The following is a 25,031-nucleotide window of genomic DNA, read 5'->3' as shown; positions in this document are numbered from 1 at the left end:
CGAGTTCGATTACGTTCCGGTTAAACGTTTGTTCGTCAACCTCGACAACCACGCAGGCGAGAATCGCGACGCGGCAAGAAGCACTTTCGCTTGCCCTCCCACCGGATAGTGAACCTTGGGCATGCGTCCGGCGCCGCGCGTCGCATCCCAGAGTTCCTGCGCGACTTCCGTTGCAGTGAGCTTGATTCCAAGTGATCGCGTCGAACCGGTATCCATTCCGGTGACCATGGCCGTCTGGACGAAGAGAGGCCACAGTGCAATCACTCGGATGTCGTGTTCGGCCCATTCGAGGTCGAGTGCCTCCGTCAGCCCCCGGACCGCGAACTTCGTGGCCCCGTATGTCGCCAGTTCAGGCTGTCCGTAAATGGCCGATGCCGAGCACATATTCACGACCTGAGCACCCGGCGTATCGCGCAGATACGGAAACGCCGTGTGTGTCCCATTGAGAACGCCGGTGACGTTGATATCGACCATGCGGCGATGCGCAGCAAGGGAAATACTCTCGAACTTCCCCGACGACAGAACACCGGCGTTGTTGACCAGGATGTCGAGTCGACCCGACGCACCGACAAAGTGAGCCAACTGTGTCGACCACTGCGCCGGGTCCGTCACGTCGAGTGCGCCGGTCACGGCCACACCCCCGAACCCGTTGATCTCGGCGGCCAGAGCCGTCAACCCGGACTCGTCGATGTCATAGCAGCCAACCCGATAACCCTTGCGCGCAAACAACAACGCGGCCTCACGGCCGATTCCCGACGCCGCCCCGGTGATGAAGATGCTCCGCTCAGGCATTTTTGCGACCGAGAGCAAGCATTCCCTCGACAAGCATCAACTGAGCAGCCGCATACGACGCCAGAATCACACCCTCAGCGGCCGCGCGGCCGGCCTTGCCGCGAATGAACAAGCGTCGCACCACAATCAGACCGTCGGATGCGGTGAACAGCACGCCGCCCACACCCAGCCAGGATCGCCGCTCCTGGCCAGGCACCACCACGTCCAGCACCGTCTTCTCCCCCGGTGCCAAAGCCGGATCTGCGGACAACGTCGACGTGGTTCCCAGCAGCAATCCGTACGCGGTCAACGGCATCGAGACCTCGGGAGCTTTTGCACGCAGCAACCCGGAAGCCGTGGACCACCCGCTCATCCGAGGCTTGAGCGCAGCCCTCGTCGGCCTGGCACCACGACGCAACAGGAGCGCCGAATAGCTCGACTGCATGACGGCAAACGAAGACGCACCCTTCACCAGGCGAGCATCGTTATCCGGGTCGATCATGAACACATCACCGATCGTTGCCGCAGCAAGACCTGCCAAGAGCAGCGCAGTATCGGCGGTATCGGTCTCGGATCGCTTGCGCAGCACCCTGACCGCGAGCGACGGCGCAATCAACGGCTTGGCAATCTGCTGAACACGCTCGTTGCCGAGCACCGCCCCAGCCACCGTTGCCGCCGTTGCCGCCGCAAAAACCGCGTGCTCGATGCCCCACTTGCCTGCCATGCCCAGTCCTCCTGTTGGTTGCGCGCTGTTGGTTACGCGTCCAAGACGACCGTACTGGGTAATTCAGAGGGAATCACGAGATTTGACGTCAGCCCCGTACAGGTCGACGTATTCCTGCCCGGACTGCTCGCACAGTGCCGCCATCAACTCGTCGGTTGCCGCGCGTACAACAGCCTGATGGGTCCGCAGTTCTCGGTAGCGGGAGAAGTCGATCGGCTTGCCAACACTGACGTGCACCTTGCTGAATCGCCACATCCTGGTGCCAGGCGGGTTCACCGCGTCGCCGCCGTGAACAACAACCGGGATAACGGGGACACCCGTTTCCAGCGCAACCCGGATCACCCCCGTTTTGCCTTTGTGCAGGCGACCGTCCGGCGATCGTGTTCCCTCGGGATAGATCGCCCACACACCACCCCGTTCGAGGATTCCGACGGCAGTATCCAGTGCGGCGCGCGAGGCGTCAGCGCCACTGCGGTCGATGGGAACTTGACCTGCGCCGCCGAAGAACCAGCGCTGCAACGCGCCCTTGATGCCGGAACCGGTGAAGTACTCGCTCTTGGCGACAAAGGTGATCCGTCGGCGCACTTTCAGAACCAGGAAGAACGAGTCGACAACAGCCCGGTGATTACCGGCAAGTATCACCGGCCCCTTTCTCGGGATGTTGCGGTGCCCCTCGATCGTGGGGCGTCCGAAGACCCACAGAACCGGTCCTATCAAGATGTACTTGAACAGTCGATACAGCACGCCAACACCCCAATCAGTGAGAGTAGACACTGTCTACGCACCTAGATGGTAGACACTGTCTCCCATGTCTGCCACCACACTCCGCGACACCCTCGTCGCCACGGGCGTCGACATTCTCGACACCGACGGCCTCGCCGCCCTGACGTTACGAGAGATAACCCGTCGAGCCGGCGTGTCACACGGGGCGCCCAGACGCTATTTCCCGACACACAACAGCCTACTTGCGGCGATTGCCTCACAGGGCCTACGTGACTTGGGGGCACGACTCGCACCGATACTCGACGCCCCCACGCCTGCGCGACACCGATTGATCTCTGCCGCAATCGAATACGTCGCTTTTGCGCAGGATCGACCGGCGATGTTCGAGCTGATGTTCCGCCACGATTTACTCGAAGGCGCCGGCGCGAACCTCCGGGCAACGTCGCTTCCACTCTTCGAGGCTCTGCGGACTCTTGCCGAAGCAGACCAAGCCTCGGATCCGAACGCGACCGCACTGAAGATCTGGACGGGAACGCACGGAATTGCAGTGTTGGCCGCGAACCGCAGTCTGAGCCTCGTGACCCCTGACCTCGTCATCGAAGAATTGGTCAGGTCGACTGTGGTTGCACATCTCCCCTGAACGAATACCAACTGTCGCCAAAGACTCGTTTACACAATCATTACCTTATGGAAGGATTCGAACGTGCCCGATCAGGAACAGAGATTGCACGACCTACTGGTCGACTTGGTGAGCAATACCCATCGCTTCACAAAAATGGCGACGTCACTTGCTGCCGACCGTTACCCCCGGACCTGGCTCCGCGCGTTGGCGTTGCTCGAGGAATACGGCGAAATGCGGATCAGCGACTTCGCCAAGATCGATCACTGCTCACAACCCTCCGCAACTGCGGTGATGCGCACACTCGGTGAGCGCGGGTTGGTCGAGCGGCGCCCGGATCCGGACGACGCCCGCGCCGTACTGGTCGCGATGACCGATGTGGGACGAAAGACCCTAGCCGACGGTCGACATGCCATCGCTGATGCCCTGATTCCGCATTTTGCGGACCTCGAACCCGAGCAGATCGAACGCCTGACCGTGGGGTTGGCCGAGCTGCGATCGATGATCACGTCGGCAAGGCCTTCGGCCCTGTGAGCCTTTCCGGTAGCGCGAACTACCAGAAAGGCGCACGGGGGCGCTAGCCCAAGTTGAGATCGTCCAGGCCCAGAAGCGAGCGGTATTCCACGCCCTCTGCACCGATTACGGCGTCGGCGCCGGTCGCGCGATCCACCACGGTTGCCACACCGACCACGATGGCGCCCGCTTCACGAAGTGCCTTCACCGCGGTGAGCGGAGAGTTGCCCGTGGTCGTGGTGTCCTCGACAACCAGAACACGCTTGCCGACCACATCGGGTCCCTCGATCTGACGCTGCATTCCGTGGGCCTTGGCAGCCTTGCGGACGACAAACGCGTCGATCGGACGGCCGGGCGCGTGCATCACTGCCATCGCGACCGGGTCTGCACCCATCGTCAAACCGCCAACCGCGTCGAAATCCCAGTCTGCAACAAGTTCACGCAGCAGTGAGCCGATCAACGGCCCTGCCTTGTGGTGAAGCGTCGCGCGGCGAAGATCCACGTAGTAGTCGGCTTCCTTGCCCGAAGACAACGTCACCTTTCCGTGCACAACAGCCAGTTCGCGCACCAGCGCAGCCAAATCCTCACGATCGCTCATGAGTGCTCAGCCTACCGACCACAGCGCCGAGGCAATAATCTCCGCGCGACCTGTATCTACGTCCTACCCCGCCCACGTCCGACAAGGTTGGTCATCTTACGAACCAAGCCCTTCGGAACCAGACGCCCGGCAGTGGTGAGGATCTTGTACTGAATCCCGGGAATGCTGATGACCTTGTTGTCGCCGAGGTCCTTCATCGACGTCGCGACCACCTGATCGACGCTCAACCACATCGGCTTCGGGATCGACGACATCTCGATTCCGGCTCGCTCGTGAAACTCGGTGCGGATGAACCCCGGGCACAGCGCTTGAACCCGAACGCCGGTTCCGGCCAGGCCGCCGGACAATCCTTCGGTGAACGAAATCACGTAGGCCTTGCTGGCCGAATACGTCGAACCGCGCCCGGACAGCAATCCCGCCACACTTGCGACATTGACGATCGTCCCGTTCGCCGACGCGATCATGCTGGGCAACGCCGCACGGGTCAGGCGCATGACGGCGGTGACGTTGACGTCGAGTTGAGCTTGCAGAAGTGCCGGATCAGCGGTCCAGAATTCACCGGAGGTACCGAACCCGGCGTTGTTGACCAGAACGTCGACGCCGCGGGCCAATCGGTCGGCGACCGCGTCACGGCCAGGTTCCGTGGCGAGGTCGGACACCAGAATTTCGGATTCGGTACCGAACATCGAGGACAGTTCGGAGGCAAGATCACGCAATCTCACTTCGTCCCGTGCAACAAGCACCAGGTCGTAGCCGAGCGACGCATATTTCTTGGCAAACCCGGCACCCAGACCTGAGGTGGGGCCGGTGACCAGGGCTACAGGACGCGCGGGGCGATCCGAGTTCGATGACGACATACCGGCCACGCTAGTGCGTCAGGCCTCGAAAGGTGGGCTTACACGCGGCTCAATCGACGGGGCGTACGGTTCCCGAGCGCTGTGTGCCGGGGTTGGGTTTCGGCGTGGTCGACGGGGCGGGAAACTCCCGGCGGGGCAATTCCGGGGCGATTCGACGGGGCACGTCCGACTCCTCGCGACGCTGCGACTCTGGAGCCTCTCGACGCTGCGACTCTGGAGCTTCTCGACGCTGCGACTCTGGAGCCTCTCGACGCTGCGACTCTGGAGCCTCTCGACGCTGCGACTCCGGAGCCTCCCGGCGTGGTGTCTGCTGTGCGCCACGAACGACCGGCGGTGCCTGCGGTGCACTACGAACGGCCTGCGGCGCTTCGCGGTTCAGCGGTGCATCGGATTTGTCGCTGCGGGGGCGGGGCCGGGTCGGGTCGTGATCGACTTCGAGTTCACGCGGATCCGTGACGGGAGGGAGTACGTGCAGAATGCCGGACAGCCGTGCGACAGCTTCGATGGCAGCATCCCAATCGCGGCCGGTGCTCGAGACCGGAAGGGAGCCGAGGGTCCAGCGACCTTCGCTCCACAGCATGCTGATTGCCGGGGGTACTGATTCGGTGAAGGCGACCATACGCTGGTCACAGACCCGGCGAGCGATTTCGAGGTCGGTTGCAAACACGACGCGCGGACCGATTGCGCCCAGGAGATTGAGGTCGCCGTCCTTGGGCGGTGCCGTCGATTTGAGCCGTAGATCAATGTCGACGTCAGACCCGACTTCGCGTCGAACTGCCACGATGGTTGCTGTTTCCTCGAGGTCGAAGAGCACAAACTGCTCACCTCGTCTTGTGCCACGCACAACATCGGTTGCGGTCAGGTAGTCCTGCTTGGCCATCGCTGCGCGATGCCACTCGCCGGCAAGCTGATCATCAGCACCGGTGTACGTGTAGCCCTGCGCCTTTGCCCAAATCTGACGTACGCGGCCGGATTGATCACGTCTTGTTCTATCGACGTACAGAAGCGCACCCGCGCCTGCGAGTGCCACTAATGCGAGTCCGAACCACATTCCAGTCATCACAGCCAGCCTAGCGACTTCCGACGACAACCTCCCGCAACACCCCGAGAACTGTCACCTGATCGGTGTGGCGGCGTTACCTTCGGTGCGGCGAAACCCCTCGATCCAAGTCTCATAAGCGCGACGACACGCTGGCTCAGTTGCCGAACGACGGCAATGAAGTATCGAGAATCGTCTTTGCGGTCATCGTGCCGTTCTCCACCGGGGTGCCGTCGACGACGACGTTGTCACCCGGTTGCAGGTCAGCGACGGATGATCGGTTGAACGCGATCAGCGTCGTCTCAGGTGTGGTGAGAATGGTGGTCTGAGATCCACCGATCGAGTTGATGACCAGGGTGCCGCCGTCGTTGGACACCACTGTGCCGACAGCTCCGCCGGCTTGGCCGATGACATCACCGAGTCCGCCAGGCAGGTTTTCGAGCGGCGAGGATGTGGGCGATGGCGCAGGTGCGGTGGTCGTAGGTTTGGGCGTCGTCGGCGCCACCGTGCTGGTTGGCGGAACAAATGCCGTCTGCGTTCCCGATTCACCCGAGGAACCGAACAACGAAATCCCGATGATCGCGACGACGGCAACCAGGATGCCGACAACTCCCGCGGCGATCCAGGTCCCGAGCTTGCGTCGCTTCCCACCATCCGGCGACCCACTGTCCAAGAATGGTTGCTCCGGTGGCACCCCGCCGCCACTTCCGCCCGCAACCGGATACTGCTGCGTCTGCCCGTACTGCTGCGCGTTGTATGTCGGGTACGCCTGCGTCGCGCCCGGCGGCGGGGCCTGCGGATCGAACTGCGGGTTGTAGGGCGGAAACGCCTGCGTCGGGTTGGGCTGACCCTGCTGGCCCTGCTGGTTCGGCTGGCCCAGATACTCGGTGTTCTGATCCGGCCCACCGTACGGATACTGCTGCTGCCCGTGGTTCTGGTACTGCTGTGGGTTCTGGTACTGCTCGGGAATCTCGAAATGCTCGGTCGGCTGGTCCGACTTACGCGGATCGTTCTGATCAGTCATTCCTGGCCACCTTCATTTCGGACGTACGGGTGCGGACCACATCTGCCGTACGCGAATCCAGCCGTTCAGCGTAGACAAAAACAACGTCGACAAAACCAGGGTAGAGAAAACGCGAATGCCCCGCCGATCCGCATGGATCGACGGGGCATTCGCTTAACGCATCAGCGGCAGAACGGTCAGGACAGAACCAACTGGTCCGCGTCCTCGCTGACACCCACGTTCACGGTGTCTCCGTCCTGGACTTTGCCGGCCAGGAGCAGTTTGGCGAGCTGGTCGCCGATCGACTGCTGGACGAGTCGACGCAGTGGCCGAGCGCCGTACAGCGGGTCGTAACCGCGCACCGCGAGCCACATCCGAGCCGCCCCGTTCACCTCGAGGGTGAGTCGACGCGCGGCCAGACGCTTCTGCAGCTGCTCGAGCTGGATGTCCACGATGTGCTCCAACTGCTCTTCGGAGAGCGAGTCGAAGATGACCACGTCGTCGAGACGGTTGATGAACTCGGGCTTGAACGCGTGGCGTACCGCGTCCATGACCTGCTCGCGTGTTCCACCGGATCCCAGGTTGGAGGTCAGGATCAGGATGGTGTTGCGGAAGTCCACCGTGCGGCCTTGACCGTCGGTGAGTCGGCCTTCGTCGAGCACTGCGAGCAGGACGTCGAACACGTCGGGGTGTGCCTTTTCGACCTCGTCGAAGAGGACCACAGAGTACGGGCGTCGCCGAACTGCTTCGGTGAGCTGGCCGCCGGCTTCGTAACCGACATATCCCGGAGGGGCACCGACGAGTCGGGCCACCGAGTGCTTCTCACCGTATTCGCTCATGTCGATGCGGATCATCGCGCGCTCGTCGTCGAAGAGGAAGTCCGCCAAGGCTTTGGCGAGCTCCGTCTTACCGACGCCGGTCGGGCCGAGGAACAGGAACGAACCGGTGGGCCGATTGGGGTCGGCAACACCTGCTCGGGCGCGGCGAACCGCATCCGAGACGGCGACGACGGCATCAGTCTGTCCGACGACGCGCTTGCCGAGTTCGGACTCCATTCGGAGCAGCTTCTCGGTTTCGCCTTCCAGCATTCGGCCGGCCGGAATGCCGGTCCAGGCTGCGACCACGTCTGCGACGTCGTCCGGCCCGACCTCTTCCTTGAGCATCACATCGCCGTCGGAGGCGGCGCCGGAAGCCTCTGCTGCGGCTTCCAGTTCCTTCTCCAACGCGGGGATGCGGCCGTAGCGCAGCTCGGCTGCCTTGCCCAGATCGCCGTCACGCTCAGCGCGTTCGGACTCTCCTCGCAGGGATTCGAGCTGTTCCTTGAGCACGCGCACCGAGTCGATGGCCTGCTTCTCGTTCTGCCAGCGAGTACTGAGCTGACTGAGCTTCTCGCGGTCGTCGGCAAGTTCTTGGCGCAACTTTTCGAGCCGCGCCTTCGACGCGTCGTCGGTTTCCTTCTCGAGTGCCACTTCCTCGATCTCGAGTCGGCGGACTGTACGTTCCACCTCGTCGATCTCGACGGGACGCGAGTCGATCTCCATGCGCAGACGCGACGCTGCTTCGTCGACGAGGTCGATTGCCTTGTCCGGCAAGAACCGCGACGTGATGTAGCGGTCGGACAGAGAAGCGGCTGCTACCAGCGCGGAGTCGGTGATGCGCACGCCGTGGTGCACTTCGTAGCGCTCCTTGAGGCCGCGCAGGATGCCGACGGTGTCCTCGACCGAGGGCTCACCGACGAGTACCTGCTGGAAGCGACGCTCGAGTGCGGCGTCCTTCTCGATGTACTTGCGGTATTCCTCGAGCGTGGTGGCACCGACCAGCCGCAGCTCACCGCGGGCGAGCATCGGCTTGATCATGTTGCCTGCGTCCATCGCGGATTCACCGGTGGCTCCGGCGCCGACGATGGTGTGCAGCTCGTCGATGAAGGTGATGACCTGTCCGGCGCTGTTCTTGATGTCGTCGAGAACTGCCTTGAGGCGCTCCTCGAATTCACCGCGATACTTGGCACCGGCCACCATGGACCCGAGGTCCAGGGAGATGACGGTCTTTCCGCGCAGCGATTCCGGGACGTCACCCGCGACGATGCGTTGGGCAAGGCCCTCCACGATCGCGGTTTTGCCGACGCCTGGCTCACCGATGAGTACCGGGTTGTTCTTGGTGCGACGCGAGAGCACCTGCACGACACGTCGAATCTCGGTGTCGCGGCCGATCACCGGGTCGAGCTTGCCGCTGCGTGCGGCTTCGGTGAGGTCGGTGGAGTACTTTTCCAGCGCTTGGTAGGTGCCTTCCGGCTCCGGGCTGGTGACACGCGCGCTCCCGCGAACTGTGGTGAACGCCTCACGCAGCGCGATTGGTGTCGCACCGTGATTCTTCAGCAGGGTCGCGACGTCGGAATCACCGTCGGCAAGTCCGTACAGCACATGCTCGGTGGAGACGTACTCGTCGTCCATCTCGGTGGCGAGGTGCTGCGCGGAGGTCAGCGCCGCGAGTGCTTCACGCCCGAGCTGGGGCGTCGAGCTCGCACCGGTGGTTTTCGGCAGGCGATCCACCATGCTCTGAGCTTCGCGATGCACGACGGTGGGATCGACGCCCACTGCTTTGAGCAGCGGGCCGGCGATGCCGTCGGTTTGGTCGAGGAGTGCGACCAGCAGGTGTGCCGGTCGAATGTCGGGGTTACCCGCCGACGACGCCGACTGCAGTGCAGCCGTCATCGCAGCCTGGGTCTTGGTTGTTGGTGTGAACGAGTCCACTTGTCACCTTTCTGGCCGGGCTCCGGTCGCCACAAGCGCGTCGAAGTCGAAGTTGTGGGCCGCTCCGGGTGGTGGTGCGGCCGTGTCAATATGCTCAACGCGGACAAACTTGAGTCTATTCCGCTCAAGTTTGATTTGGCCAGGCGGGTTCGCCATCGTTTGTAACAATTCGAGCCGTACTAGAATTGGGACGAGAGTTGCAGCTGTTGCGAAAGGGGTGTCGATTGGATCCGACGGTGATCGCCCGCCTGCAATCCAGCCTCGACGCTCTGGCCGACGACGACGACTCTCGCGCCCACTTTTCAGCTCTGTTCTACACGGCCCTCTTTGCCGAGCATCCTCTGTACCGCTCATTGTTCCCGGCCGGGATGGAATCCCAAGGCCACAGGTTTGTCACCGCTATCGAATTTGTCGTGAAGAACCTGCCGCAGCAGCGCAGGATCCGGAAATTCCTGACTCAACTCGGCCTCGACCATCGTCGCTACGGTGTCGAACGCGAGCACTACCGGGCTGCCGGAGTTGCGATGAGGCGCGCCGTGAAGTCGATGCACGGGACCAGCGCCCACAGCCGGTACAAGTGGACACCCGAACTCGAAGAGGCCTGGTCCGAGTTCACCGAGTTCGTCGTGAGCACGATGGCGGAAGGCGCCGAGTCCGATAACACCCCGGCGCTGTGGGGCGGAACCGTCGTCAGCCACGAACGGGTGCTCGACGATCTTGCGATAGTGCGCCTCGAAACCGACCCGCCCATTCCGTACGGCGCTGGTCAGTACGTCGGGGTGCAGGTACCCCAACGCCCCCGAATGTGGCGGTACTACTCCCCCGCCATTCCGACCAATCCCTTCGGCCAACTCGAGTTCCACGTCCGCAAGGTCTCGGGCGGCTGGGTGAGCCCGGCAATCGTCACTGAGACCAATGTCGGCGACCAATGGGTCATGTCCACTCCGCTCGGCGGCCTGGAAGTGGACTTCACACACGACCGCGACGTCCTGATGATCGGTTCGGGCACCGGGATCGCGCCGCTGCGCGCTCAGGTGATGGAAATGTCTCAGCGAGCGCAGAATCCGCGTGTTCATCTTTTTGTCGGCGGACGCTACCCGTGTGATCTCTACGATCTCGAGACCTTGTGGCACATTTCGCTCAGCAACCCGTGGCTGACCGTCGTACCGGTGTCCGAGGAAGCCGAGAATCCGTGGTGGCACAGCGGGCCGGCACTCGAGCCGCCATTCGGTATGCATTCACGCCTGACCGGCCCTATCGGTCGGGTCGTTGCGCGGTTCGGTTCGTGGGCGGACCGTCAGATCCAGATCTCGGGGTCACCGTCGATGATCAAGACCACGATCTACGCGTTGCGGGCCGGTGGCACTCCGATCGACCAGATCCTGCACGACCCGCTCTACTGACTTTCAGGAGACATCCATGACTTCACGATCCTGGACCAGCACTGTCGTCGAACATCACCGCCTGCGTGAGGATCTGGCCGTGGTTCGCCTGATCGGCGACGTCGTGCCGTTCCGGCCGGGTCAATACGTGGATGTGAGCGTGCCGCAGAATGCCCGCTTGCTTCGCCGGCTGTCCCCCGCGCTGCCACCGTCGCAGGACGGGAAGCTCGAGTTCCACGTCAAGACGGTTCCCGGCGGTTGGGTGAGCGGTGCGATAGTCAAGGACACTCAACCCGGCGACATGTGGACGATCATCGATCCGCGCGGCAATCTTGCCGTCGACGAGAACGGTCCGCCCGTCATCATGATCGCGGGCGGAACCGGTTTGGCGCCGATGCGGTCGATCATCCTCGATCTGGCCCAGTCGCCGAATCCGCCGCTGGTCTACCTGTTTTTCGGCGGTCGAACGCTTCGCGATCTGTACGCGGCGGACATGCTGTGGATACTCGCCCACGAACTGCCGTGGCTGCAACCGATTCCCGTCGTCGAAGATCTCACGGACGCCGGCCCACCCGACGGCTGGGCCGAAAGGCTCGGCGTCGACATCGGTTTCGGCGAGGATCATCTGGTGGAGGGAACGCTTGCCGACGTCGTCTCGTCGTACGGGGCCTTCACCGAGCACCAGGTGTTGGTGTGTGGGTCGGCTGCGATGGTGCGTTCGACGCGAGATCGGCTGATTGCGACGGGAACGCCGGCCGAGGCCATAAGCTTCGACCCTTACTGACGGTCAGTACGTGGGATCACTGCGGACGGTCGCGGCGTCGATGCCGACGGCCCGGAGCCGGAATTTAGTGCTGTTCACGACGGATTCGTTGCCGACGACTTGAATGTCGCATCCCGCCCAGTTCCCGAACGATGTGACGACCTTGCCGACTTTTCCGGTCATCCGCTTCGGCATTCCGATCGGTGACAGCGGTTCGGTCTCGGTGTGCCACCACGGATTGGTGTCGTCTTCCGAGACCGGGACGATGGTGAGCCAGGGATGTCGCTCGGCGAGGGCCCACAGATGTGGGAGGTCGTACAGATCGCACGGATGCGCACCGGAGTAGAACAAGTGAACCTTGCGAGTATTGCCGCGACGGATCAGTTCCAGGATCTGTGCGCGCAGCGGTGCAACGCCGGTTCCCGACGCGATCATCAGGAGGTCTTTGGTGTTCTCCGGAATTCCGAGGCCGCCGATCGGTGACCCGATCACCCAGATGTCTCCGACGGTGGTCTGCGTGACCATTGCGGGGCTGACCCAGCCGCCGGTTACCTGACGGATGTGGAACTCGATGATTCCCGATCCGTCCGGCGGATTGGCCGGGGAAAGGTATCGCCACATCCGGGGCCGCGCGCCAACCTGCACACTGACGTATTGACCGGGTCGGTAGTCCATGGGCTGATCTAGTTGGAGTCGCACGATCGCGACTCCTCTGATCGCGGTGCGCGTCTCGATTACCGTGGCGCTCCAGGCGGGCGGTCCGTCTTCTGCGTTTGCCGCGTCCATCATGGCTGCGGAGATGACAGCCAAGGCGTTGCGCCAGGCGCTGTCGACCTCGTCGGTCCACATCTCGGCGCCGCCGAACAGCTCGAAGGCTTCGATCATCGAATTGCCGACGGCTTGGTAATGCTCGTCCGTTACACCGTATTTGCGATGATCGCGGCCCAATTGCGCGAGATATTCAAGAATTTCGTCGGTCTCGTCGAGTCGTTCGACAACGTAAGCTATCGCCGTGAACAGACGGTCACGCTGCACGTCCATTGCAGCCGGAAAGAACTCGCGTGTCTCCGGTGAGCGCGCGAACAGCAGCGAATAGAAGGTCCGGGCAAGCCGCTCCGGGCCGCCTTCTTCAGCGACGATGGACTTGAAGCTCGACCGGACCAGAGAAATTGCTTGCGAATCCACGCTTATCCTCGTCCCGATTTTTCGCGGCAGACCAGCCGCAAACTTTCCGAGGGGAGCTTATGTCACAAATGTCCAACTCGTAAATGTTTGGCCATATATGTCACACGTCACGTCGATTTTTTCGGTACGCCCGTCCCTTTTTCGCTGGGGGGTGCAAAATAAGCAAGGGTTTCGACACGCTCGACAGTTGAGCTAACGTCCAGCGAAATCCGAACCAGCCAAACAGGAGTCGTGCCGTGGATATTGTTCGACCGGATGCATTGCCAACAGGTAGCGCTCCTTCAACTCCGCTCGCATCACATCCTCCGGTGCCTACCGATCTTCAACGCCGCGAACTCGAGTGCGTGGAGTTCTTCGACTCTCCGGAACTGAGCCACCTGCCGACGTCGAGAAGACACGAAGCGCTGCGGGAACTGCATCGGACCGGAACGTACACCCACACCGCCGAAGAACTTCTGGTCGGAGCCAAACTCGCGTGGCGCAACCACGCACGGTGCGTCGGACGCGCACATTGGCGCACCCTCAAGCTCATCGACGCCCGCGATGCCATCACCGCATACGCACTGGCGGAAGCCTGTTGGGAACACCTGCGACTCTCGACCAACGGCGGCGCACTCCAGTCCGTAGTCACCGTCGGACCACTTCCCCGCGAGGACGGGCAGGAGTACCGCATCCTCAGCCCGCAACTGATCCGCTACGCCGGCTACCGGCAGCCGGACGGCACAATTCTGGGCGACCCGTGGCACGTCGACCTGACGGAACAGGTTACGTCGATGGGATGGAAGGGCGCCGGAACGCCGTTCGACGTTCTACCCCTGCTCATTTCGGTTCCGGACGAACCACTGCAGTACTTCGACGTGCCTGCAGACCTTGTCCTCGAGGTACCCATCGAGCATCCCGACTACCCGTGGTTCGCTGACCTGGGCCTTAAATGGCACGCCGTTCCGGCAGTCTCGGACATGAATCTCGATATCGGCGGAATCGTCTACCCCTGCACTCCGTTCAGCGGTTGGTACGTCAGTACCGAAGTGGGCGCCCGCAACTTCAGCGACACCGATCGCTACAACATGCTTCCCGCCGTGGCATCGCATTTGGAACTCGATACGAGCCACGACCGCACTCTGTGGAAGGACCGTGCTCTGGTCGAATTGAACCGCGCAGTTATTCACAGCTATCGCAAGGCCGGCGTCATCATGGTCGACCACCACACTGTCGCAAAACAATTCATCGACCACATCGCGCGCGAAGAGAAGGCGGGACGCAAGTGCCCGACGGACTGGTCCTGGGTGAACCCGCCGATGTCCAGTTCTCTCACCCCGACGTTCCATCGCCTCTACGACGAGCCAGATCTCTCGATCCGCCCCAACTTCGTGACGAAGAAAAAGGGCACCGACCAAGGTCGATGCCCCTTCCACACGTGATCACGCTCAGAACGGGATCTGCCCCAACGCAACTCCGACCACGAGCATCGTGATCGAGATGAGGCCGGCTCGCCACAGGACCTTCTTGTGGTGATCCGCCAAAGACACACCAGCTAACGTCACGAGCAGCAGAATCGCCGGGACCAGCGGGCTCTGCATGTGTACTGCCTGCCCGGTGATCGACGCCCGAGCCATCTCCACCGGCTCGATTCCGTACTGCGCCGCCGTCTCCGACAGCACCGGCAGTACGCCGAAGTAGAAGGCGTCGTTGGTCATGAAGAACGTGAGCGGAATGCTCAGGACGCCGGTGATGACAGCCAGGTGGGAGCCCATCGCGTCGGGAATGACCTGCAGGAGCCATTCGGCCATTGCCTCGACCATGCCGGTGCCCTGAAAAACGCCGGTCAGCACAGCTGCCGCCAACACCATCGCGACAACGGACACGATGCTCGCCGAGTGCCGGGCAATCGCCTCACCCTGATCCTTGACGGCCGGGAAATTCACCGCGAGAGCGATCGACGACGCGATCATGAACAGCACCGGGATGGGAAGCACATCCATGACGAGAACAACCAGAAGGACAGTCGTCAGCGCGGCGTTGAACCACAGGAGCTTCGGCCGCAAAGTATCCCGCTTGGGGTCGAGGCCGTCGATGAAGCGTCCGGTGTCGCCGCCGTCGTCACTGTCGTCGGCATTGCCACTGTTATCACTGCCGGCGCTGGAAGTTCCTCCGTTTCCGACCTTTTCGAGGATGCGTTCAGAAGTGAGGACCAAAGTCCCGATCCGGCGACGCTCCATGATCCCGAGATGAACCGAAAACCCGAGCACCATGATCAATCCGACGATCAGCGACGGCACCATCGGAACAAAGACATCGGACGGCGAAAGTCCCAAGGCGCTTGCGGCCCGGACGGTGGGACCGCCCCACGGAATGATGTTCATCGTCGCGTTGGACAGCCCGGCGACCACTGTCAGCACAACCGGACTGACTCCGAGTTTGAGGTAGAGCGGCAACATCGCGGACGTCACGATGATGAACGTCGTGGAACCGTCGCCGTCGAGGGAGACCACCATCGCCAGAACTGCGGTGCCGACCACCAAGCGCATCGGATCGTCACGCACCAACCGGAGAATGAACTTCACGAGCGGATCGAACAACCCGACGTCGATCATGATGCCGAAGAATATGATCGCGAAGAACAAGAGCGCCGCGGTGGGGGCAAGCGATTTGATGCCGTCGGTGATCATGTCGCCGATACCGAGGCCCGCTCCGGCAAGTAATCCGAAGGCCACGGGAACCAGTGTCAGTCCCACCACCGGTGTTGCACGTTTGGTGAGGATGAGGAACATGAACACCGCAACCATGAGGAAGCCGAGTGTGACGAGCATGGTGAGCTCCTTTGCGTATGGAACGAGGAGAAGAAGGCACAGCAAATCCAGCTGATGTCCTACTGAGGTTGAAACGAAACTTCTGTGTTGACGCCCTACCGGTCCAAAGTCGCAGCAACAAACCGGGATTGATCTTGCAGGAACTCGGAGAACTCGGGTTCGGTGAGAACTGCACTGTTCCAACCGTTTCGGCGGGAAAGCTCGTTCCATCGCGGGCTGGCCGTCAAGTCCGTCACCAGCGTCTGCAGACGCAGTCGCTGATCGTCGGTCAGCCCAGGCGGCGCCATGAGGCCTCGCCAGTTCGTGAAGGTGACGTCGACGCCCAGTTCAGCCAAGGTGGGCGCGTCCACCGCCGGGGAGCGCTGCGGTGAACTGACCGCAAGAACCCGAACCGTTCCTGCCGCAATCTGATCCAGGTATTCACCGAGACCGGTTGCCGCGACATCGACCTGCCCGGTCAATAGCGCTGGGAGCAGTTCACCGCCGCCGTCGTACGTGCGCGACGGGGACAGCGACGGATCGACGCCGACGGCCCGTGCCAGGAGAAGCCGGAACAGCCCGTCCGGTCCGCCTTCGCTCGAACCCCCGCCTATCGAGATCGACGACGGGTCTTGGGTCCACGCCGATGTCAGATCCGCCAGGGTTGTGAACGGCGAATCTGCCGGAACCAGAACAGCTTCCGGTTCGTCCATCAACCGCGCGATCGGGGTCGCGTCGGCAAGCGTGTGCTGGGACGGCAGAATCTCCACGGATCCGAGCACACCGAGTCCCATCACCATGAGGAGATCGGAGTTACCCCGTTCGAGAACCAACCGGTTGAGTCCGACGATGCCACCCGATCCGGGCAGAACCACGACGTCGGCGGTGGCGGTTCCCTCGTCGGCAAGGGCTTGCACCATGGTTCGGGCGGTCAGGTCGTAACCGCCACCGGCAACCGACGGCACCAGGATGCGCAATTCCTCGGAACTGGCTCCTGCCTGGCCACCAGCGAGGAAGGACTCGACCGGAGTGCATCCGATCGCCGCCACGAGAGCCATCGCGCAAGCAGCCAGCAGGGCGATATGCCTGCTCAGCCGCGTCGATGCACTCATGATGTTGTCCTTTCCTGCCTGGTTCGATGTGTGAACAGATTTCATACTGGCGCACTTTGTGACTGGAGTCACCATTGGGAACGCAAAGTGCTTTGTGCTCATTGTGCTCACAAACAGCCACTTTCCCGGCGCCCGACTACCGCGCTATGGTCTGGCAGGTGTCCACAGGAAACGCGCAGGCCGAACGCATACCGCTGCGCGCCCGCTTCCGCCGTCGGAGACAGACGTTGGCGACACAGCTACTCGAACTACAACTCCTGATCGTCGTGGCGGTTCTTCTCTGCGTGACCGCGCTCTCGCTTGCGCAGTCGTCGGCGAGTTTCCAGCGCGAGGAGGGGCGCCGCGCACTCTCGGCAGCAGAGTCGCTTGCCGCCAATCCGGCAGTGCGAGAACTACTCCCCGGGGCTCAGACCCGTATTCGCTCGGGGCTGCAGGGATCTGTCGACTCGGTGCGCGCAATCTCCGGCGTCACGTACGTGTCCCTTGCCGATGGAGACGCCGTCGTTGTCATCTCCACGCGTCCCGGCGATGTCGGCACTGCTGTGCCGCAGACTCAGGGCCGGTCCGAGACGGGACTGGTCGACACGTCCTCCGGCAAGGCCGTCGAAGCGCAGGTTCCGATTCTCGGCAACGAGGGTTCGATCATCGGCAGCGCCGTAGTCGGGATCGAGTACCCGTCGATCTGGACCCGCCTACTGCAGTCGGCGCCGAACCTCCTGGTGTATCTCGCAGTTGCTTCGGTGATCGGCGCAGTCGGCTCGATCCTGTTGGCCCGTAGGGTCAAACGGCAGACACTTGGCATGGAGCCCGGCGAGATCCTCGATCTTGTCCGCCACCGCGAGGCAATGCTGCGCGGACTCAAGGAGGGAGTCATCGCCTTCGACGCGCAGGGACGAGTGGTGCTGATGAGCGAGAGCGCCCACCAACTTCTCGACATCGCCTACGGCAGCGCGGGCAAATCCGTCCGAGACCTGGGACTCGACGATCGCTTGCAGAGCGTTCTGACCTCCGGGACAACGGAATCCGATCAGTTGGTTCTGGTCGGCGATCGGCTGCTTGTTCTCAACACCGTGCTCATCGAGTCCAAAGGCCGCACCATCGGGTCGGTCACCACGTTCCGCGATCGCACCGAATTGCGGGCTGTGGAGGAAGAACTCGACGTCACCAAAACCAGCACCGACGCACTGCGCGCCCATATTCACGAGTTCGACAATCAACTGCACACCATCTCCGGTCTCATCCAACTGGGCGAATACGACGAAGTTGTCGGCTACGTCGAAGGCTTGACCATGGAGCGGGCGCAGATCAGCGCGGCGGTCACCGACAAGATCGCCGATGTGGGCACCGCCGCGCTTGTCATTGCCAAGATCGGCGCGGCGGCACAGGGATTGGTGACCGTCGACTTGTCTGCCGATTCGCATCTGGGCACTCTCGAACGCGCGCTCGGGCGCGATGTGGCGACGGTGGTCGGAAACCTCGTCGACAATGCCGTCGATGCCGTCGCTGAAATGTCGGAGACGGAGCGGCGCACGGTTCGATTGTCCATTCGCAGCTCGGGCGCCTCCGTCGAAGTGCGTGTCGAGGACGCCGGCCCCGGTGTCGCGCCCGAAAATCGAGAGCGGGTGTTCAGCCAGGGCTGGAGCACCAAGGGACAATCGAGCGACGGTCACGGATTCGGGTTGGCGTTGGTGCGGCTGACATGTCGGCGGCGCGGCGGTGACGTCTCCGTGAGCACCCGCGCGGCGGAGGGTCTCGAGTGGACGGTTTTCACCGCAGTCCTACATGACGGAGAGAGCGCATGATCCGAGTTCTGGTAGTCGACGACGACTTCATGGTCGCGCGTGTGCACAGCGGATTTGTTTCGCGGATAGACGGTTTCGAGGTATGCGGTGTTGCGCACTCCGCCGAGGCCGCGCTGGCTGCCGTCGGAGACCTGGTTCCCGATCTGGTGCTTCTCGACGTCCACCTGCCCGGAACAACAGGGCTCGATCTGATCGCTCCGTTCCGGGAGCTGGTTCCCGAACTCGACGTTCTGGTGATCACCAGCGAGCGCGAGGCAGGCTCGGTGAAGAAGGCACTACGCAGCGGGGTCGTGCATTATCTGATGAAGCCGTTCACATTCGACGTTCTCCGTGACCGTCTCGAACGGTACCGATCGACGTACGCGAACCTCGACAGCGCGGGTGAAGCCGAGCAGACCGCCGTCGACGAAGCGTTCGGTGTAGCCGGCGTTGTGGCAGCACCCCTGCCGAAGGGCCTGAGTCCCGAGACCCTGCAGTTGGTCGAGACCGCACTGCGCGGAGAAGCGGAACCTGCCTCGGCGACAGACATTTCCGAACGCGTCGGCATCTCGCGGGCCAGCGCGCGTCGCTACCTCGAGCACCTGTGCGCGAGCGGGCAGTCCACCACATCCCTGAAGTACGGAGTGGTGGGCCGCCCGGAACGACGCTACGTCTGGAAACGCTGAGACCTGGACACGCTGAGGTCTGGAGACGCTGCGAGCTAGCACCCTTTTTGCGAAGTGAGCAGCCCTTGCATCCTGCTGCAGGGGCTGCTCACTCGAGGAAAACTGTGCTCACTTCTACTGCCAGCTCACTCCTACTGCCAGCTCACTCCTACGACTACACAGCGCGGTCGCTGGTCTCCCAGTACTGCGCGCGCAGAGCCTTTTTGTCGAGCTTGCCGAGCGGTGTCAGCGGCAGGCTGTCCACGAAGTCGATGCTCTTGGGTGCGTGTACTGATCCCTTGGCCGCCTTCACCCGCTCGACCAGCTCTTCGGTACTGACGGTGAGCCCGCCGCGCAAGACCACGCACGCCTTGACGGCTTCGCCCCACTTGTCGTCCGGCACACCCACCACGGCCACTGACGCGACGGACGGGTGCGCGGAGATCACGTCCTCGATCTCTCGCGGGAACACGTTGAAACCGCCGGTCACGATCATGTCCTTCTTGCGATCGACGATGGACAGGAACCCGTCGACGTCCTTGCGCGCGATGTCCCCGGTGTGCAGCCAGCCACCGCGGAATGCTTCTGCAGTCTCGGCGGGCTTCTTCCAGTACCCCTTCATGACCAAAGGACCTCGGACGCAGATCTCACCGAGTTCGCCCTGCGGCACCTCGTTCAGATCGTCGTCGAGCAGCCGGACGTCGAGCCACGGCACCGGGCGGCCACACGTGGCAAGTCGGACCGGGTCGTCGGCGAGGTGCTCTTCCTTGCGGAGCACCGAGATGGTCATGCCGCACTCACTCTGACCGTAGAACTGGAAGAAGATCTGACCGAACTTCTTGATTCCTTCCTGCAAGCGGGCCGGTGACATCGCGGATGCGCCGTAGAAGAGCGTCTGCAGACTCGAGACGTCCCGCTTCTCGAAATCCGGATGGTCCATGAGCATGTAGATCATGGTGGGCACCAACATGGTTGCCGTGATCTTGTACTTTTCGATCGCTTCGAGAACTGCTCCGGGCTCGAAGGCGGGCAGCACGATCAGCGCGCCGCCGCGCAGGAGCGTCGGAGTGAAGAACGCGGCACCGGCATGGGACAGCGGCGTGCAGATGAGGAAGCGATTCTCCTCGGGCCACTGCCATTCGGACATCTGGATCTGGTTGAGCGCCGCGCCCGAACGGAACGACCCGATAACACCTTTCGGCTTTCCGGTTGTGCCGCCGGTGTACACCATGCTGCTGGCGTCCTCGGCGTCGACGTGCGCGGCTTTGAGCGGCTTCGGCTCGAAAGTTGCCGCGAGAGCCAGAATGTCGATGCCGATCTCCGACGGGCCCATCGACAGGATCGTGGTCAACGACGGCGACGACGCCTTCAACTCGGCGGCCCTGTCCTCGAAAGCGTTGGGGTCGAAGATGAGGGTCTCGATCTCGGCGTCGTCGACGATGTACTTGTGGTCGTCGAGGGAGCCCATCGGATTGAGAGCGCTGGCGCGACAACCGGTGATCATGGTGGCGCCCATGCTGATGAGTACTTCGGGACGATTCTTGGAGAGCATCGCCGTGCTGGTGCCCTGGGTGATTCCGAGCGACGCGAGTGCCTGGGCGAAGCAGCTGATCTGATCGCGCATCTGTCCGCCGGTGAGAACAACGTCGCCGATGTACAGCGCCGGCTTGTCGTGGTTCCGTTCGAGGGCGGTGATGAGCAGGTCCGGACCGTAAATCGGTCGGTGGAGGTCAGCAAACTCGTCTGTCATCTGGTCTTCCTTCTGCTTGGCCTGCCGTCATCGAGATGTGCTCCCGGTCACGAATACGTTATCCACAATCGCACAAAACTGGAACAGGTTCCAGAGGGGCCTACGGCCCTACTGCACCGCAAACGCAATCCGCGCGAGATCCGCTTCCGTTTCGCGCGGCGGCAGATCATCCAGATCGACCCGAACGGATCGCACCGTCCCTACAAAACGATCTCGATCGGTGTAGTCGGAAGTGATTGCGACGCCGTGGCATCGCCCGATTGTCAGCAGGCCGGTTCCGCCGATGTAGAACGGTGTCGTCCGCTCGATCCGATCCGACGCAACAACGGCGCCGTCCACCAGAAGCACGATCTGCGCGCCGGAGCCCAATCCGTCGCCCTCGTAGTGCAGTTCCATCCGCAGGTCGTGCTGGCCGGGTTCGATCACCACCCGGCTACGAACGTGCTGCACATGCAGATCCGCGACGTTGTTGCAGTACGTCAGGGCACCGTCGTGCACATACAGACTCCATCCGCCGTCGGCGCGAGCACCCTGAGCCACGACAACGCCGGTTCGCCCCGCCTCCGACAGTTCGACGTTCGCCGTGATCGCGTGCGAACGATTGAACAGTTTGGGTGCCGCGTCCGGCAGCAAGGGTGGCATCGACCCGGGATAGGTGTGCGAACTCGGCGCCGGCTTCACCGACCCCTTGCGCATCCTCTGCATGCGAGTGTTGTCGAGCAGGACCTGGTTTCGGACCGCCTCGCGTTCGAACACCGCTTGAAGCTCGGCAAGTTTGTCCGGCCGGGTCGACGCCAGGTCGGCGGCCTCGGTCCAGTCGGTATTCGTGTCGTACAGCTCCCACACATCGTCTTCGAATGGCTTGTCACCGGATGCCACCTGCATCGGTACGCGGTGAGCGGTACACGCCACCCACCCCTCGTGGTAGATCCCGCGGTTGCCGAATACTTCGAAATACTGCGTGGTTCGCCGATCGGGCGCCGACGGGTCGTTCAAGCTGTAGAGCATCGACACTCCGTCCATCGGCTGCTGCGCCACGCCGCCGACAGTCTCTGGCTGCGCAATTCCCGCAGCCTCGAGAACAGTGGGAACGACGTCGGACACAAAGTGCCATTGCTCGCGAATCTCGCCACCCGAGTCGATGCCGGACGGCCAGTGCACGATCAACGGGTTTCGCGTGCCGCCGTAATGCGACGCGACCTGCTTCACCCACTGGTAGGGCGTATCCATCGCCAGCGCCCACCCGATCGGATATTGCGGAGCTGTGGTCGGTCCACCCAATTCCGCACTCTTGTCGATGATCCGCGCCGACGTGTCATTCAGGCCGTTGAACAGGATGCCCTCGTTGGCGGTGCCGAGCATGCCGCCTTCACCGGCCGCACCGTTGTCGCCGAGAATGTAGAAAACCAAGGTGTTTTCGAGCGCGGCCATGTCGTCGAGTGCGTCGATCACCCGTCCGACCTGAGCGTCGGTGTGCTCGGCAAAACCTGCGTACAGTTCCATGAGCAATTCCGCCGCGCGACGGTCTTCGTCGCTCATCGAATCCCACTGGGGAATGAAATCCAGCCACGCCGTCAGCTGTCCGTCTTCCGGTACGACGCCCAACTCGTGCTGGCGTGCCACGGTGATGTCGCGCTGACGGTTCCACCCGTGCGCGAACTTCCCGGCGTATTTGTCTCTCCACTGCGCCGGGACCTGAAGGGGTGAATGTGTCGCTCCCAGAGCCAGATACGTGAAGAAGGGTTTGTCCGGCGCGGCCGCCTGCTGGTGGCCCACCCAGTCGATCAGGCGATCGGCGAGATCTTCGGAGAGGTGGTAGCCCTCCTCCGGACCTGCTGGGGCGTCAACCGGGGTGATGCCGTTGTAGAGAGCCGGGTAGTACTGGTCGGTGGATCCGCCGAGAAATCCGTAGAAGTGCTCGAACCCCTCCCCGGTTGGCCAACGATCGAACGGTCCGGCCGGCCCCGTCTCGACACCCGGAGTTTGGTGCCATTTTCCGAATGCTGCTGTGTTGTATCCGTTCTCACGCAGAGTCATCGCGAGCGTTGCGGCACTGTCTGGCCTTGTGCAGTTGTATCCGGGGTCTGTGCTCTCGAAGTTGGTGACAGTACCGAACCCCACCGCGTGTGGATTTCGGCCGGTCAGCAGCGACGCTCTGGTCGGCGAACATAGTGCGGTGGTGTGAAACCTGTTGTACTTCAGGCCGTCATCTGCGAGCCGCTGCGCCGTGGGCATGTCGATCGGCCCACCGAACGGCGAGGTGGCGCCGAATCCCATGTCATCGACCAAGACGATCAGTACGTTAGGTGCCTTGTTCGTCATAGCAGTACCTTTCAGTTCCGGCCGTCGAAAAGTGCGTCCGGACGTAGTTTTCCGGTCAGAACCTGGGCCCGCTTTGCGGCCAGACGGTCGAACGAATCGGGGTGCGTGAGTATCCAGAACTCTTCCTGCGCAACACCGTCGAAGTAGATTTTGGCTGCGGCCGCGGGCGACATACCTTCTCTGATGTTCTCGCGCCAGAACTCGGTATCCGACCCGGACTGCGGGCGCACCGCGACGTCCTCGAAAATCCTGGTGGCAACCTGTCCCGGACTGAACACCGAGACGCGGATCTGTGGAAACTGTTCGGCACATTCGAGATACAGGCTTTCGGTGAGCGCCTGCACACCGTGCTTCGAGGCCGCGTACGCAGTCATCTTCGGTGTGATCGCCACACCGCCGACCGAGACGGTGTTGACGACGTGGGAAGGCCGCGGGTCGGCTCCCATTCTGGGGACGAACGAGCGGATGCCGTGAAAAACCCCGGTCAGGTTGACGTCGATGACGCGGCGCCATTCGTCCGCCGGAATGTCCCACGTGAACCCGACGGATTCGAGGCCTGCATTGTTGGCCAGGAGTGTCACGGCACCGAACTCCGCGAAGGCCGCGTCGGCCAGTGCGTCCACATCTGCGGCGACGGTGACATCGGTCGGGACGGTCAGCACGTGGGCTCCGTCTGCCCGAAGATCGGTCGCCACAGCCTCGAGGCGCTCGGCGGAGATGTCCGCCAGGACGACATTCATTCCGAGGTTGACAGCTTCGCGGGCCAGACCCTCGCCGATTCCACTTCCGGCTCCCGTGATCACTGCTGTTCCGTCGCGCAATTCTTCGAGTTTCATCACATTCCCTTCGCAACCTGCAGTGACGCGTTGCTCTGCCGAATTTTCGGGTGACACTATTCGGCCTACAGCCCGCTCGACAGAGGATCTCCCGCACGGTGGAACGAGCGCAATACCGCCAGAAACTGATGTCTCGCCCACCGAAACCACGGCCACGTCCCAGCCGCACTACAGGGCACTTCTGCACATATTCCCGATCAGCGGGAGCAAATGCTGTGGTAGCCGCGATGGTCACTAGCGTTGCCATCACCCACTCGAACGGCCGACTGGCCGGGGGAAACGGAGGTTATCGTGACTGCAATGCTTGTCGACGAGAATCCCTTGGCGCACGCGGTGCTGCCGACATTTTCGACGCTGTACGACGCATCCGCCGGCTTGATCGACGCGTCGACAGACGAACAGGATGTGGTGTTCTTCGGCCCGCCACGCCCCACGGACACTGTTGTGGGAAGTATTCGTTCACTCGAACGAATCTCGTCCACCGACGGCGGCCCGTCGCGGATCGCCCGGACCATCGACTACCGCGACGTGTACGGGCACCTGGTTGCCGAGGTGTACGCGTCGGGAGTCGCCTGCGACATCAAAGGTCCTGTCGCTGCGAGCACTTCGTCCGCACTGGCCGCGCACGTCGACGCCTCGTTCGATGCCGACAGTGTCCGTCGATTCCGTACCCGGATCTTCGTCTCGGATGCCTCGCGTCTCACGTTTACCCGCACTGCCGTCGCCCGCTATCTCAAGGATTCGGAGTATGTTTCCGATTTCATCGTGAGTGCAACCGATGACGCAGGCGTAACCGCGGGCAGGGCGTGGGTCACCGTGGCAGAGACTGCTCACTCGGATCGGTAAGTT

Annotated in this window: 22 protein-coding genes; 8 read left to right on the top strand and 14 right to left on the bottom strand. The window is 62.6% G+C overall.

Features of this window, described 5'->3' with window-relative positions; genetic code table 11:
* Positions 1-9: 9 nt before the first annotated feature.
* The 3 genes from R4P64_RS24500 to R4P64_RS24490 form a co-directional block, all read right to left on the bottom strand.
* Complete coding sequence (locus R4P64_RS24500; protein ID WP_219112280.1) at positions 10-792, bottom strand: SDR family oxidoreductase; 783 nt, start codon at positions 790-792, stop codon at positions 10-12.
* Positions 785-1,495 (bottom strand): lysoplasmalogenase family protein, encoded by a 711-nt coding sequence (locus R4P64_RS24495; protein WP_317823070.1) that lies wholly within the window; start codon positions 1,493-1,495, stop codon positions 785-787. Before R4P64_RS24495 ends, R4P64_RS24500 begins: the two co-directional genes overlap by 8 nt.
* 63 nt (positions 1,496-1,558) lie before the next feature.
* Positions 1,559-2,239: a lysophospholipid acyltransferase family protein gene (locus tag R4P64_RS24490; protein ID WP_033235671.1), complete on the bottom strand. Its 681-nt coding sequence runs from the start codon at positions 2,237-2,239 to the stop codon at positions 1,559-1,561.
* A gap of 64 nt (positions 2,240-2,303) precedes the next feature.
* On the opposite strand from R4P64_RS24490, the gene R4P64_RS24485 reads away from it, so the two are divergent.
* Both R4P64_RS24485 and R4P64_RS24480 read left to right on the top strand, forming a co-directional pair.
* Positions 2,304-2,858: a TetR/AcrR family transcriptional regulator gene (locus tag R4P64_RS24485; RefSeq protein ID WP_317823068.1), complete on the top strand. Its 555-nt coding sequence runs from the start codon at positions 2,304-2,306 to the stop codon at positions 2,856-2,858.
* Between the two features lie 63 nt (positions 2,859-2,921).
* On the top strand, positions 2,922-3,371 hold the full coding sequence (locus R4P64_RS24480; protein ID WP_033235673.1) for a MarR family winged helix-turn-helix transcriptional regulator: 450 nt from the start codon (positions 2,922-2,924) through the stop codon (positions 3,369-3,371).
* A 43-nt stretch (positions 3,372-3,414) separates the two neighbouring features.
* Here R4P64_RS24480 and pyrE read toward each other — a convergent pair whose 3' ends face one another.
* From pyrE to clpB, 5 genes are all read right to left on the bottom strand, one after another.
* Positions 3,415-3,948 (bottom strand): orotate phosphoribosyltransferase, encoded by a 534-nt coding sequence (gene pyrE, locus R4P64_RS24475; RefSeq protein ID WP_033235674.1) that lies wholly within the window; start codon positions 3,946-3,948, stop codon positions 3,415-3,417.
* A 56-nt stretch (positions 3,949-4,004) separates the two neighbouring features.
* Complete coding sequence (locus R4P64_RS24470; RefSeq protein ID WP_317823066.1) at positions 4,005-4,805, bottom strand: SDR family oxidoreductase; 801 nt, start codon at positions 4,803-4,805, stop codon at positions 4,005-4,007.
* Positions 4,806-4,854: 49 nt separating this feature from the next.
* Positions 4,855-5,865: a hypothetical protein gene (locus R4P64_RS24465; protein ID WP_411742704.1), complete on the bottom strand. Its 1,011-nt coding sequence runs from the start codon at positions 5,863-5,865 to the stop codon at positions 4,855-4,857.
* A 136-nt stretch (positions 5,866-6,001) separates the two neighbouring features.
* The gene (locus R4P64_RS24460) at positions 6,002-6,868 is read right to left on the bottom strand and encodes a DUF5666 domain-containing protein (protein WP_317823065.1); all 867 of its coding nucleotides are present in this window, start codon (positions 6,866-6,868) and stop codon (positions 6,002-6,004) included.
* A gap of 176 nt (positions 6,869-7,044) precedes the next feature.
* Complete coding sequence (gene clpB / locus R4P64_RS24455) at positions 7,045-9,597, bottom strand: ATP-dependent chaperone ClpB (protein ID WP_033235677.1); 2,553 nt, start codon at positions 9,595-9,597, stop codon at positions 7,045-7,047.
* 224 nt (positions 9,598-9,821) lie between these two features.
* On the opposite strand from clpB, the gene R4P64_RS24450 reads away from it, so the two are divergent.
* Complete coding sequence (locus tag R4P64_RS24450; protein WP_317823064.1) at positions 9,822-11,000, top strand: FAD-binding oxidoreductase; 1,179 nt, start codon at positions 9,822-9,824, stop codon at positions 10,998-11,000.
* 16 nt (positions 11,001-11,016) lie between these two features.
* Positions 11,017-11,763 carry an FAD-binding oxidoreductase gene (locus R4P64_RS24445; protein WP_317540942.1) on the top strand — a complete coding sequence of 249 codons (747 nt, stop codon included), beginning with the start codon at positions 11,017-11,019 and terminating at the stop codon, positions 11,761-11,763.
* A 3-nt stretch (positions 11,764-11,766) separates the two neighbouring features.
* Here R4P64_RS24445 and R4P64_RS24440 read toward each other — a convergent pair whose 3' ends face one another.
* Positions 11,767-12,927, bottom strand: a complete 1,161-nt coding sequence (locus R4P64_RS24440) for a globin domain-containing protein (RefSeq protein WP_033235679.1) — start codon at positions 12,925-12,927, stop codon at positions 11,767-11,769.
* A gap of 236 nt (positions 12,928-13,163) precedes the next feature.
* Between R4P64_RS24440 and R4P64_RS24435 the strand changes: the two genes are divergently transcribed.
* Positions 13,164-14,348: a nitric oxide synthase oxygenase gene (locus R4P64_RS24435; protein WP_411742703.1), complete on the top strand. Its 1,185-nt coding sequence runs from the start codon at positions 13,164-13,166 to the stop codon at positions 14,346-14,348.
* A gap of 6 nt (positions 14,349-14,354) precedes the next feature.
* Here R4P64_RS24435 and R4P64_RS24430 read toward each other — a convergent pair whose 3' ends face one another.
* Together R4P64_RS24430 and R4P64_RS24425 are read right to left on the bottom strand one after the other, a co-directional pair.
* The gene (locus tag R4P64_RS24430; protein WP_033235823.1) at positions 14,355-15,737 is read right to left on the bottom strand and encodes a CitMHS family transporter; all 1,383 of its coding nucleotides are present in this window, start codon (positions 15,735-15,737) and stop codon (positions 14,355-14,357) included.
* A gap of 95 nt (positions 15,738-15,832) precedes the next feature.
* A complete protein-coding gene (locus R4P64_RS24425; RefSeq protein ID WP_317823061.1) occupies positions 15,833-16,828 on the bottom strand; it encodes a Bug family tripartite tricarboxylate transporter substrate binding protein in 996 nt (331 codons plus the stop codon).
* A gap of 158 nt (positions 16,829-16,986) precedes the next feature.
* Between R4P64_RS24425 and R4P64_RS24420 the strand changes: the two genes are divergently transcribed.
* Both R4P64_RS24420 and R4P64_RS24415 read left to right on the top strand, forming a co-directional pair.
* Positions 16,987-18,630: a sensor histidine kinase gene (locus tag R4P64_RS24420; RefSeq protein ID WP_317823060.1), complete on the top strand. Its 1,644-nt coding sequence runs from the start codon at positions 16,987-16,989 to the stop codon at positions 18,628-18,630.
* Positions 18,627-19,295: a response regulator gene (locus R4P64_RS24415; RefSeq protein ID WP_033235681.1), complete on the top strand. Its 669-nt coding sequence runs from the start codon at positions 18,627-18,629 to the stop codon at positions 19,293-19,295. Before R4P64_RS24420 ends, R4P64_RS24415 begins: the two co-directional genes overlap by 4 nt.
* 154 nt (positions 19,296-19,449) lie before the next feature.
* Here the strand turns inward: R4P64_RS24415 and R4P64_RS24410 are convergent, their stop codons facing one another.
* The 3 genes from R4P64_RS24410 to R4P64_RS24400 all read right to left on the bottom strand — a co-directional run bounded on the left by R4P64_RS24410 (position 19,450) and on the right by R4P64_RS24400 (position 24,182).
* Positions 19,450-21,024: an AMP-binding protein gene (locus R4P64_RS24410; RefSeq protein ID WP_033235685.1), complete on the bottom strand. Its 1,575-nt coding sequence runs from the start codon at positions 21,022-21,024 to the stop codon at positions 19,450-19,452.
* 108 nt (positions 21,025-21,132) lie between these two features.
* On the bottom strand, positions 21,133-23,346 hold the full coding sequence (locus R4P64_RS24405; protein WP_317823059.1) for an arylsulfatase: 2,214 nt from the start codon (positions 23,344-23,346) through the stop codon (positions 21,133-21,135).
* A gap of 11 nt (positions 23,347-23,357) precedes the next feature.
* Entirely contained in the window at positions 23,358-24,182 is an 825-nt protein-coding gene (locus R4P64_RS24400; protein ID WP_116101856.1) for an SDR family NAD(P)-dependent oxidoreductase, read from the bottom strand.
* 291 nt (positions 24,183-24,473) lie between these two features.
* Here R4P64_RS24400 and R4P64_RS24395 point away from each other — a divergent pair, with 291 nt between their 5' ends.
* Positions 24,474-25,028, top strand: coding sequence for a hypothetical protein (locus R4P64_RS24395; RefSeq protein WP_317823057.1), 555 nt, complete (start codon positions 24,474-24,476; stop codon positions 25,026-25,028).
* Positions 25,029-25,031: the final 3 nt, after the last annotated feature.

It is taken from the genome of Rhodococcus sp. IEGM 1366 (assembly GCF_033142425.1).
Lineage (GTDB): Bacteria > Actinomycetota > Actinomycetes > Mycobacteriales > Mycobacteriaceae > Rhodococcus_F > Rhodococcus_F globerula.
The sequence above is the reverse complement of the archived record's forward strand: the minus strand, read 5'-3'. Positions and strand labels throughout refer to the sequence as shown.

Bases quoted from the DNA above. Each gene is read 5' to 3' on its own strand.
- R4P64_RS24500 (WP_219112280.1), bottom strand. From the start codon at position 792: ATGCCTGAGCGGAGCATCTTCATCACCGGGGCGGCGTCGGGAATCGGC.
- R4P64_RS24495 (WP_317823070.1), bottom strand. From the start codon at position 1,495: ATGGCAGGCAAGTGGGGCATCGAGCACGCGGTTTTTGCGGCGGCAACG.
- R4P64_RS24485 (WP_317823068.1), top strand. From the start codon at position 2,304: ATGTCTGCCACCACACTCCGCGACACCCTCGTCGCCACGGGCGTCGAC.
- pyrE (WP_033235674.1), bottom strand. From the start codon at position 3,948: ATGAGCGATCGTGAGGATTTGGCTGCGCTGGTGCGCGAACTGGCTGTT.
- R4P64_RS24470 (WP_317823066.1), bottom strand. From the start codon at position 4,805: ATGTCGTCATCGAACTCGGATCGCCCCGCGCGTCCTGTAGCCCTGGTC.
- R4P64_RS24465 (WP_411742704.1), bottom strand. From the start codon at position 5,865: ATGACTGGAATGTGGTTCGGACTCGCATTAGTGGCACTCGCAGGCGCG.
- R4P64_RS24460 (WP_317823065.1), bottom strand. From the start codon at position 6,868: ATGACTGATCAGAACGATCCGCGTAAGTCGGACCAGCCGACCGAGCAT.
- R4P64_RS24445 (WP_317540942.1), top strand. From the start codon at position 11,017: ATGACTTCACGATCCTGGACCAGCACTGTCGTCGAACATCACCGCCTG.
- R4P64_RS24430 (WP_033235823.1), bottom strand. From the start codon at position 15,737: ATGCTCGTCACACTCGGCTTCCTCATGGTTGCGGTGTTCATGTTCCTC.
- R4P64_RS24425 (WP_317823061.1), bottom strand. From the start codon at position 16,828: ATGAGTGCATCGACGCGGCTGAGCAGGCATATCGCCCTGCTGGCTGCT.
- R4P64_RS24415 (WP_033235681.1), top strand. From the start codon at position 18,627: ATGATCCGAGTTCTGGTAGTCGACGACGACTTCATGGTCGCGCGTGTG.
- R4P64_RS24410 (WP_033235685.1), bottom strand. From the start codon at position 21,024: ATGACAGACGAGTTTGCTGACCTCCACCGACCGATTTACGGTCCGGAC.
- R4P64_RS24405 (WP_317823059.1), bottom strand. From the start codon at position 23,346: ATGACGAACAAGGCACCTAACGTACTGATCGTCTTGGTCGATGACATG.
- R4P64_RS24400 (WP_116101856.1), bottom strand. From the start codon at position 24,182: ATGAAACTCGAAGAATTGCGCGACGGAACAGCAGTGATCACGGGAGCC.